This window comes from Streptomyces sp. NPDC059456 (assembly GCF_042750055.1).
Lineage (GTDB): Bacteria > Actinomycetota > Actinomycetes > Streptomycetales > Streptomycetaceae > Streptomyces.
Genome location: NZ_JBHYVA010000286.1, coordinates 1 through 9,906 on the forward strand (window position 1 = coordinate 1; position 9,906 = coordinate 9,906).

The following is a 9,906-nucleotide window of genomic DNA, read 5'->3' on the forward strand; positions in this document are numbered from 1 at the left end:
CACTCTCGGTTCCGGAAATCCTGGCCCCAAGTCTAGGTTCCGAGAATCTAGACCCAGGTCCGGCCACCGGGGCCTTCTGTTTCCCATCCCACAGGGTCCTTGCGGCGCCCGGCGCCCACGCGCGGCCGCGCCGTCGCGCCGTCGCGCCGCCTACAGTCGCTGGATGATCGTGCCGGTCGCCAGCGCACCGCCCGCGCACATGGTGATCAGCGCGAATTCCTTGTCGCGGCGTTCCAGCTCGTGCAGCGCCGTGGTGATCAGCCGGGCTCCGGTCGCGCCGACGGGGTGGCCGATCGCGATGCCGCCGCCGTTGACGTTGACCTTCTCCAGGTCCTGCCCGAAGACCTGGGCCCAGCTGAGGACGACGGAGGCGAAGGCCTCGTTGATCTCGACGAGGTCGATGTCCTTGAGGGACATCCCGGCCTTGCCGAGCACGGCCCGCGTCGCGTCGATCGGCCCGTCCAGGTGGTAGTGCGGATCGGCGCCGACGAGCGTCTGGGCGACGATCCGGGCGCGCGGCTTGAGCTTGAGGGCGCGGGCCATCTTGCGCGAGGCCCACATCACGGCGGCGGCGCCGTCCGATATCTGCGAGGAGTTCCCGGCGGTGTGCACGGCGGTGGGCATGACCGGCTTGAGCCGGGCCAGCGCCTCCATGCTGGTGTCGCGCAGGCCCTCGTCGCGGTCGACCAGGCGCCACATGCCCTGTCCTGCGGCCTGCTCCTCCTCGGTGGTGGGGACCTGGACGGCGAAGGTCTCCCGCTTGAACCGCTCCTCGGCCCATGCGGTGGCGGCCCGCTCCTGGGAGAGCAGCCCGAGCCGGTCGACGTCCTCGCGGGTGAGGCCCCGGTGGCGGGCGATCCGCTCGGCGGCCTCGAACTGGTTGGGGAGGTCGACGTTCCACTCGTCCGGGAAGGGCTTGCCGGGGCCGTGCTTGGAGCCGGAGCCCAGCGGGACCCGGCTCATCGCCTCGACGCCGCAGGCGATGCCGATGTCCATGACCCCGCCGGAGATCATGTTGGCGACCATGTGGTTGGCCTGCTGGGAGCTGCCGCACTGGCAGTCCACGGTGGTCGCGGCGGTCTCGTACGGCAGGCCCATGGCGAGCCAGGCGTTGCGCGCCGGGTTCATCGACTGTTCGCCGGCGTGGGTGACGGTTCCGCCGACGATCTGCTCGACGCAGTCGGGCTGGATTCCGGTCCGGGCGAGGAGTTCGCGGTACGTCTCGCCGAGCAGGTAGGCGGGATGGAGGTTGGCGAGCGCGCCCCCGCGCTTGCCGATGGGGGTGCGTACGGCTTCGACGATGACGGGTTCCGCGGCCATGAGCTCGTCCTCTCCTGCACTGTGCCGGCGCGGCGGGCCGTCCCGGCGCCCCGCCCGAACTAGTACGCGTTCTAGTTCCACTCGCAGTCTTATGACCCCGGGGCCCGGCACGCAAGGGTCTTGCACGCGGCTTCCACGGATTCCACACGCAACAGTTGGCGCGGGGACCCTTGTCACTTCTAGAACTCGTTACTACCTTCAAGCCAACTTCTGATGGGCCGTCAGACTTTGGAGTCGCCCGATGCCCTGTCCCGCGCTGCCCGAAGGCTTCGACGCCACCGATCCCGACCTGCTCCAGGACCGCGTCCCCTTCCCCGAGTTCGCCCAGCTGCGGCAGACGGCGCCCGTGTGGTGGTGCCCCCAGCGGCGCGGCATCACCGGCTTCGACGACGAGGGCTACTGGGTCGTGACCCGGCACGCGGACGTCAAGTACGTCTCCACGCACCCGGAGTTGTTCTCCTCCACCACCAATACGGCGATCATCCGCTTCAACGAGCACATCCAGCGCGAGCAGATAGATGCCCAGCGTCTGATCATGCTGAACATGGACCCGCCGGAGCACACCCGTGTACGCCAGATCGTGCAGCGCGGTTTCACGCCGCGGGCCATCCGTGGCTTGGAGGGGGCCCTGCGCGACCGGGCCCGCAAGATCGTCGCCCAGGCGCTGGCCGCCTCCGCCGACGGCAGCTTCGACTTCGTCACGCAGGTCGCCTGCGAGCTCCCGCTCCAGGCCATCGCCGAACTGATCGGCGTACCTCAGGAGGACCGCCTGCGCATCTTCGACTGGTCGAACAAGATGATCGCGTACGACGACCCCGAGTACGCGATCACCGAGGAGGTCGGCTCCAACGCGGCGATGGAGCTCATCGGCTACGCCATGAACCTGTCCGCCGCCCGCAAGGAGTGCCCGGCCAAGGACATCGTGACGCAGCTGGTCGCCGCCGAGGGCCAGGGCAACCTGGGCTCCGACGAGTTCGGCTTCTTCGTGCTGCTGCTCGCGGTCGCCGGCAACGAGACCACGCGCAACGCCATCAGCCACGGCATGCACGCCTTCCTCACCCACCCCGAGCAGTGGGAGCTGTACAAGGCGACCCGGCCGGCGACGGCCGCCGAGGAGATCGTCCGCTGGGCCACTCCGGTGGTGTCCTTCCAGCGCACCGCCACCCGTGACACCGAGCTGGGCGGGCAGAAGATCAAGGCGGGCGACCGGGTGGGGCTGTTCTACTCCTCCGCCAACCACGACCCCGAGGTCTTCGAGGACCCCGACGTCTTCGACATCACCCGCGACCCGAACCCGCACCTGGGATTCGGCGGCGGCGGTCCGCACTTCTGCCTCGGCAAGTCCCTGGCCATCATGGAGATCGACCTGATCTTCAACGCGCTGGCCGACTCCCTGCCCGACCTGCGGCTGGCCGGCGAGGAACCGCGCCGGCTGCGCGCGGCCTGGCTCAACGGCATCAAGGAGCTCCGGGTCAGCCACGGTTGAGCGCGCAGTGTCCGTGGCCGTACCGGGTTCCACGACGGGCCGTACCGGTTCCACGACGGCAGGGGCCGGCCCTCCCACGCCCCGGCTCCTGCCGTCCGTGGAACCTGCCGGTCCGCGAGCGCCGGGCGCCTGCCGAGGGCGGCGGGACCTCGCGCCCGGCGGGGGCGGGATTCGTGCCGAGGGGGCGTGCCGGGAGGCGGATTCGGGCCGAGGGGGGCGTGCCGGGCGCGCGGCCGGGGCGCATCGAGGGCGCACGTATGCCGGATTGTTTACTTCCGGACCATTGTTCTGTGACCGGTGGGGCGTCACACTGCGCGAATGAACCTTCACGCTGCCGATACAGACACCGCTCACCGGGTGGATGCCCGCTGGCAGCGGCTGCCCACGACGTGGCGCCTGATCGAGGAGCGCGGCGGACCCGACACGCTCTGCCGCGGCGTCATCGAGCTCATCGAGGCCGCCTCCGCGCAGCCGCAGCTGCGCCGGCTGTACCCGTTCACCCGCCAGTGGACCCTGTGGTTCAGCTCCCGCACCCGCCACCCCTTCGAGGTGGAGGCGCCGGCCGCCGAGCCCATGCCCGACGGCCGCTTCCGGGTGCGCAGCCCCAGCCTGAACACCGTCATCGCCGAGACCGACACCGCCGAGGCCGCCATCGCGGTCGTCGTGGACCGGCTCTGCGAGGGCGGCGCGGCGGCTCCGTGATCGGCCCGGGTGGCGCGGGCGGCGCCCCCGGCGGATCCTGACAGGACGCGGCGATCCACCGAAGGGGTGCCGGGACGGACACACGGTCCGTTCCCGACACCCCTTCGCGCCGTCCGGGCGCGGCCGCCCGGGCGGGCGGGTGCCCAGGCGGGCGGGTGCCCAGGCGGCGGCTCAGGCAGCGGCTCGGACCCGGCCGTGCAGGCGCCGCTGCGCGTCGCGGCGCCCACTCGTTCCGGCTCGCGCGGCCGCGGTACGCCCGCCCCGCCCGGCAACGCGCCGCGCGGCCCCGACAGTACGTGGACCAGCCCGAACCCGGCGCCGACGACGGCCGCGCCGCCGACCGCGTCGAGCACCCAGTGGTTGGCGGTGGCGACGATCGCGCACACCGTGATCAGCGGGTGCAGTGCCCCCAGGAGCTTCTGCCAGGCCTTCGGCGCCAGCGTGACGATCACGATCCCGCACCACAGCGACCAGCCGAAGTGCAGCGAGGGCATCGCCGCGTACTGGTTGGAGATGGCGGTCATCGCCCCGTACTGCGGATTGGCCAGGTCCTGCGGCCCGTGCACCGTGTCGATGAAGCCGAGCGCAGGCATGAGGCGCGGCGGCGCCAGCGGGTACAGCCAGAAGCCGAGCAGCGCGAGGACGGTGGCCAGACCCAGGGAGGCGCGGGCCCAGCGGTAGTCTCCCGGCCGGCGCCAGTACAGGACCGCCAGGATCGTCAGCGGCACCACGAAGTGGAACGACGTGTAGTAGAAGTTGAAGAATTTCTCCAGCCAGGGCGTGTTCACCACGGCGTGGTTGACGGCGTGCTCGATGTCGATGCCCAGCGCCCGTTCGACGGCGTGGATCCGGCTCCCGTTGCCCTCGGCGAGGCTGCGGCTGCCGGGCGCGGCGGCCCTGATGTGCGAGTACAGCGAGTACCCGACCCGTATCAGCAGCAGTTCCAGCAGCAGGTTGGGGCGCGACAGCACGCGCCGCCAGAACGGCAGCAGCGGCACCCGCGACCAGCGGGCCGCGGCCGGGCGGCCGTACTGCGTCGGGACGGGCTCGCGCCAGTGGGGCGAGGACCGCGGCAGGAACGGCACCGCGCAGGCCGCCGCCAGCGCGGCGAGCAGCAGCACGTTGTCCCGTACGGGGGCCAGCGCGGCCAGGTTGGGCAGCAGGACGTCGCTGGGCAGCGTCATGGCGAGCACCACGGCCACCGGCCACACGGGCCGGTCCGCCGCCCGCTCGCCGACCTTCCCGGCCACCGCGAGCAGCACCCACAGCAGCTGGTGGCGCCACCCGGTCGGCGCCACGGCGACGGCGACGCAGCCGGTGACGGCGACGGCGAGCAGCAGCTGGCCGTCGCGGGCGTAGCGGGCCGCGCGGCGCAGGCCCACCCAGGCGATTCCGGCCGCGAGGGCCACGTACAGCAGGATCTCGGCGGGCCCGCTCAGGCCGAGCCGCAGCAGCGCGCCGTGCACGGACTGGTTGGCGAGGCTGTCGGGGGCGCCGCCGAGGCCGGTGCCGGCGAGGTGGTCGATCCAGTACGCGCGGGAGTCGCGGGGCAGCGCCGCCCAGGACAGGGCGGTGGCCGCGGCGAAGGTCACGGTGGCGGCCCTGGCGGTGGGGCGGCGGCCGGTGAGCCACAGCAGCGGCGCGAAGAGCAGCAGGGCGGGCTGGAGCGCGGCGGCGAGCCCGACGAGGAAGCCGGCCGGACGCTCGCCGGACACCCGGAACACGGCCAGCAGCACCAGCAGCACGGGCAGGACGGCGGTCTGGCCCGGCGAGGCGGCCGCACGGACGGGCAGCGACACCATCATCAGGCCCACCAGCACGGGCGCGGCGAGCAGTGCGGTGCGCCGCGGCACGGGGTCGGGCAGGGCGCGCGCGGCGACCAGTCCGACGGCGGCGACGAACAGCAGCGTCACGCTCGTCCAGGCCACTTCGAGCGGGGGCGCCGCGAGACCGAGGAACGGCTTGAGGACCAGCCCGGCGAACGGGGTCGCGGTGAACTGGCCGCCGTCGTACAGCGAGCCGGGGAAACCGCCGGGGAGCCGGAACTCGCCGAGCCACTCGCCCGGCGGCATGCGCAGCACGGCGGCGGCCTGTCTGACGGCGAGGATCCCGGCCAGTGCCCACAGCAGGAGGCGCGCCGCCCCCAGTCTGCCGCTGCCGCCTATGACCCCGGCATGTCCGTTCGCCCCGCTGTGCTCCGCCGCGTCAGCCACGCCCCGCCGGCCTCCCACCCTGTCGACCGCAACCTTGACTTCGCCTGGCTGCCGCGTTTCATGCACCGCTCCATTACCTGGGGACGACGATATCCCCCGCGGCATCCCTAGGATGGCGTGCATGAGCATCGTGAAGATCAACGCGCTGACCGTGCCCGCCGAGCAGCGGGAAGTCCTGGAACAGCGGTTCGCCTCGCGGGCGGGCACCGTGGAGGGTTCGGACGGGTTCGAGTGGTTCGAGCTGCTTCGTCCCGTCGAGGGGACGGACCAGTACCTCGTGTACACGCGGTGGCGGTCGGAGGAGGACTTCCAGGCGTGGATGGAAGGGCCCATGAAGGCGGCGCACCAGGGCGGCGGCGCGGGTGCGGGCGGTGGCTCGGGCGCGGGCGGTGGCTCGGGCGCGGGTGAGCGGCCGAAGCCGGCGGCCTCGGGGTCGACGGTGTGGTCGTTCGAGGTCGTTCAGCAGGCGGCGCCGAAGCCGCAGGGCTGAGCGGGGCGCAGCGGCGGGGAGGCCGGCATCAGCTCCAGAAGGCGTCCTCCTCGTCGATGTCCTGCGTGCACGCGTCGATGTCGGTGATCTTCCCGCCGACGATCGTGAAGAACAGGCCCTCCTGGATCTCGATCCCCCGGTCGCCGCGGTCACCGCGCGCGGTGTGGAAGGACATGACGTGGCCGCGCCCGTCGACGAGCACCGTGTGCAGATCGACCTGGAAGGTGCCGTTCGTCTCCTCACCGAACCGCCGGTAGAGGTCGAGGACGGCTTCGCGGCCCTTGTGGTGGCCGGAGAGGGGATTGCTGCCGGGCATGTGGTGGATGACGTCCGCCGTCATCAGCGAGCCCAGCGTCTCCATGTCGCCCTTGCCGAAGGCCTCGTAGCCGCGGCGGATCAGGGCAGCGTCAGGGTGCTCGGACATGGCGTCTCACGCCCTCCATCTGAGTGAAATACGTCTTTTCCCATCATCGGCCCGTACCTGTGGATATTCCACGCGGCGAGATCCGCACGGACTCCACAATGACGCCATGAACACCATCGACAGCACCGCCCCCACGGCGGGCAACTGGGCCGTCACCGCCGAGCACTTCGCCACCGGCGACGCCACCGCGCTGCGCCGCGCGTACTACGCGGAGGTCGCCGGCCGGTACTGGAAACGCCCCGCCACCGAGGCCGAGATCGACGAGGGCCTGCGGGACGACCCGGCCGACGGGCTCGTCCCGCCGACGGGCCGGTTTGTCGTCGGCCGCCTCGACGGAACGCCGCTGGCCTGCGGCGGCATACGGCTGCTCGACCCCGTCACCGCCGAGCTCACCAGGGTGTACGTGGACCCGCGCGCCCGCGGCACCGGCGGCGGGGCGGCGCTGCTCGCGGCCCTGGAGGACGACGCCCGCGCGCTGGGCGCCGGGCGGGTCCGCCTGGACACCCGGTCGGACCTGGTGGAGGCCCGGGCGCTGTACGCGCGGCAGGGGTACGCGGAGATACCCGCCTACAACGACGGCCAGTACGCGGAGCACTGGTTCGAGAAGCTCCTTCCCTGAGGACGGCGTGCCCGGCGCCCGGGGTCAGGGGCGCCCCTGACTCAGGGCAGCCCGGGGTCGGCTCCGCCCGGGTTCAGGGTGCGGCGTGGTCGCGGCGGGCCTCGGTGTCGTAGGGCTCCTCGGCGTCGGATCCGCACAGTTCCGCGTTGATCTCCTTGACGAGTTTGACCAGGTCGGTCGGCCGGTCCGGGCCCCACCAGTCGCCGAGCAGTTCGGCGAGCGAGTCCTCGCGGGCCTCGGCCAGTTTCCCGGCGACCTCCCGGCCGCTCGGGGTCATGACCAGGGGCAGCCCGTCCCGTTCGGCCAGACCGCGCTCTTCGAGCTGGCGGGCGGCGTCCGTGATCACCTTCAACGGCACGGTGGTCCGTTCCGCGAGCACCCCGGGCTCGGCGGAGCCGTACTTCTTGATCCGCAGCAGCAGCCAGCTCGCCGCGGGCAGCAGGTCGAAGCCGGCCCTCTCGGTGATCTTCTCGTAGACGTGGCGGCGGCCCTCGCGGGTCCCGAGGACCGTCAGCGCGCGGGCGACCTCGTCGTGGGAGGAGCGGTGGACGGGGTTGGAGGCGAGGGTCTCGGTGACGTCGGGGGCGGTGACGGATCCGCGCAGGACGTCCTCCTTGAGGAACCAGGCGATGACGAACGCGACGAGGACGACGGGCACGGCGTAGAGGAACACGTCGGTGATGGAGGAGGCGTACGCGTCGAGGACGCGGGGGCGCAGCGCGGCGGGCAGCTGTCCGATGGCCCGGGGGTCGGCCTCCACCAGCGCGGCCGAACCGGGCGGCACCGGCAGTCCGGCGAAGGCGGTGGTGAGTTTGTCGTCGAGGCGGTTGGTGAAGACCGTGCCGAAGATCGCGACGCCGAAGGAGGCGCCGATGGAGCGGAAGAAGGTGGCGCCGGAGGTGGCCACGCCGAGGTCGGCGTAGCTGACGGCGTTCTGCACGACGAGCACCAGCACCTGCATGACCAGGCCCAGGCCGGTGCCGAAGACGAAGAAGTAGATGCTCATCTCCCAGGTGCCGCTGGTGCGTTCCAGCTGGTGCAGCAGGAGCAGTCCGATCGCGGTCACGGCCGTGCCCGCGATCGGGAAGACCTTCCACCGTCCGGTGCGGCTGACGATCTGGCCGGAGGCGGTGGAGGCGATCAGCATGCCGAGCACCATCGGCAGCATGTGGACGCCGGACATGGTGGGCGAGACGCCCTGGACCACTTGGAGGAAGGTCGGCAGGTAGACCATCGCGCCGAACATCGCGAAACCGATGACGAAGCTGATCACCGAGCAGAGGGTGAAGGTGCGGATCTTGAACAGTCCCAGTGGCAGGACGGGTTCGACGGCCCGCCGCTCCACGAGGAGGAAACCGGCGAGCAGCACGGCGCCGGCGACGGCGAGGCCGATGATCCGGGCCGAACCCCAGCCCCAGGTGCCGCCGAGGGAGGCGACCAGTACGAGGCAGGTGGCGACGCAGGCGATGAGGAACGTGCCGAGGTAGTCGATGGTGTGCTTCGAGCGCCGCCTGGGGATGTGCAGGACCGCGGCGATGACGACGAGCGCGACGAGACCGATGGGGAGGTTGATGTAGAAGACCCAGCGCCAGGACAGGTTGTCGACGAACAGGCCGCCCAGCAGCGGTCCGAGGACGCTGGTCGCGCCGAAGACGGCACCGAAGAGGCCTTGGTACTTGCCGCGCTCGCGGGGCGGGACGATGTCGCCGACGATCGCCATCGACAGCACGATCAGTCCGCCGCCGCCCAGGCCCTGCAAGGCGCGGAATCCGATGAGCTGGGGCATGTCCTGGGCGAGCCCGCACAGTGCCGATCCGATGAGGAAGAGCACGATGGCGCCCTGGAACAGCTTCTTGCGTCCGTACTGGTCACCGAGCTTGCCCCACAGGGGTGTGGCGGCGGTGGAGGCCAGCATGTAGGCGGTGACGACCCAGGACAGGTGCGCCATTCCGCCGAGCTCGCTGACGATCGTCGGCAGGGCGGTGGAGACGATCGTCTGGTCGAGGGCGGCGATCAGCAGACCGAGCAGCAGGGCGCCGATGGAGACGAGGACCTCACGGGTGGCGTGCTCGGCGGTGGGGCCGGCCTGGTGCGGGTCGGGAACGGGGTTCTCGGCGTCCGCGGTCACATCCTGGGCCATCCGTTCCTCCTCGGGCCGGAACAACATGTCCATCCTGAGCGGTGTGGCCGGATATGGCCTCTCGGGCGGGTTGGGCAGGCACCTGCGGGTCTGCATAATCGCTGGCAATGGCCAGGGAGGGATTCCAGTGAGCGCTGAGCGCTGTCCAGAATGCGGCGCCGTGGGCGTCGACTGCGGGTGTGTCCAGGGGGTCGGTTTCGAGCCACTGCGCATCCGTCCGTACGTGACGCTGCCCGACCCGCGCCAGTCCGACGACGTTCCGCCGCTGCCCCCGCAGCCGGTGCGGGGCGTGATGGCCGGACCCGCGGACGCGTACGCCCACCCGGGCGGAGCCGCGCCGCAGGACGGCACCCCGGCGTACGGCATACCCGTGGCCTGGCCGGACGCCCCGCCGCAAGCGCTCTGGCCTGCCGAGACGGTCCAGCTCGGGGCCGCCGCGCCGCCCACCGGCGGCAACCGGGAAACAGGGGGCGGGGGGCGGGGAGGGGGCGGGGGCCCCGCACGGAGGTCCG

7 protein-coding genes and 2 pseudogenes are annotated in these 9,906 nt (G+C 72.0%); 5 read left to right on the forward strand and 4 right to left on the reverse strand.

Annotated features, from left to right (window positions below):
* Nucleotides 1-150: 150 nt before the first annotated feature.
* Nucleotides 151-1,320 (reverse strand): steroid 3-ketoacyl-CoA thiolase, encoded by a 1,170-nt coding sequence (locus ACFXA3_RS23485; protein WP_054222771.1) that lies wholly within the window; start codon nucleotides 1,318-1,320, stop codon nucleotides 151-153.
* A 241-nt stretch (nucleotides 1,321-1,561) separates the two neighbouring features.
* Between ACFXA3_RS23485 and ACFXA3_RS23490 the strand changes: the two genes are divergently transcribed.
* Both ACFXA3_RS23490 and ACFXA3_RS23495 read left to right on the forward strand, forming a co-directional pair.
* Nucleotides 1,562-2,806, forward strand: a complete 1,245-nt coding sequence (locus tag ACFXA3_RS23490; protein ID WP_385189683.1) for a cytochrome P450 — start codon at nucleotides 1,562-1,564, stop codon at nucleotides 2,804-2,806.
* A gap of 318 nt (nucleotides 2,807-3,124) precedes the next feature.
* Complete coding sequence (locus ACFXA3_RS23495; RefSeq protein ID WP_385189686.1) at nucleotides 3,125-3,508, forward strand: DUF6193 family natural product biosynthesis protein; 384 nt, start codon at nucleotides 3,125-3,127, stop codon at nucleotides 3,506-3,508.
* 197 nt (nucleotides 3,509-3,705) lie between these two features.
* On the opposite strand, the pseudogene ACFXA3_RS23500 reads toward ACFXA3_RS23495, so the two are convergent.
* A pseudogene (locus tag ACFXA3_RS23500) lies at nucleotides 3,706-5,721 on the reverse strand (bifunctional glycosyltransferase 87/phosphatase PAP2 family protein); the annotation flags it as partial.
* Between the two features lie 121 nt (nucleotides 5,722-5,842).
* Between ACFXA3_RS23500 and ACFXA3_RS23505 the strand changes: the two are divergent.
* Nucleotides 5,843-6,211, forward strand: coding sequence for an antibiotic biosynthesis monooxygenase family protein (locus ACFXA3_RS23505; protein ID WP_385189689.1), 369 nt, complete (start codon nucleotides 5,843-5,845; stop codon nucleotides 6,209-6,211).
* A 28-nt stretch (nucleotides 6,212-6,239) separates the two neighbouring features.
* Here the strand turns inward: ACFXA3_RS23505 and ACFXA3_RS23510 are convergent, their stop codons facing one another.
* Nucleotides 6,240-6,635 carry a nuclear transport factor 2 family protein gene (locus ACFXA3_RS23510; RefSeq protein WP_385189692.1) on the reverse strand — a complete coding sequence of 132 codons (396 nt, stop codon included), beginning with the start codon at nucleotides 6,633-6,635 and terminating at the stop codon, nucleotides 6,240-6,242.
* 106 nt (nucleotides 6,636-6,741) lie between these two features.
* On the opposite strand from ACFXA3_RS23510, the gene ACFXA3_RS23515 reads away from it, so the two are divergent.
* Nucleotides 6,742-7,254 carry a GNAT family N-acetyltransferase gene (locus ACFXA3_RS23515; protein WP_385189695.1) on the forward strand — a complete coding sequence of 171 codons (513 nt, stop codon included), beginning with the start codon at nucleotides 6,742-6,744 and terminating at the stop codon, nucleotides 7,252-7,254.
* A 73-nt stretch (nucleotides 7,255-7,327) separates the two neighbouring features.
* Here the strand turns inward: ACFXA3_RS23515 and ACFXA3_RS23520 are convergent, their stop codons facing one another.
* Nucleotides 7,328-9,394, reverse strand: coding sequence for a DHA2 family efflux MFS transporter permease subunit (locus tag ACFXA3_RS23520; protein WP_385189698.1), 2,067 nt, complete (start codon nucleotides 9,392-9,394; stop codon nucleotides 7,328-7,330).
* A gap of 223 nt (nucleotides 9,395-9,617) precedes the next feature.
* On the opposite strand from ACFXA3_RS23520, the pseudogene ACFXA3_RS23525 reads away from it, so the two are divergent.
* A pseudogene (locus ACFXA3_RS23525) lies at nucleotides 9,618-9,906 on the forward strand (hypothetical protein); the annotation flags it as partial.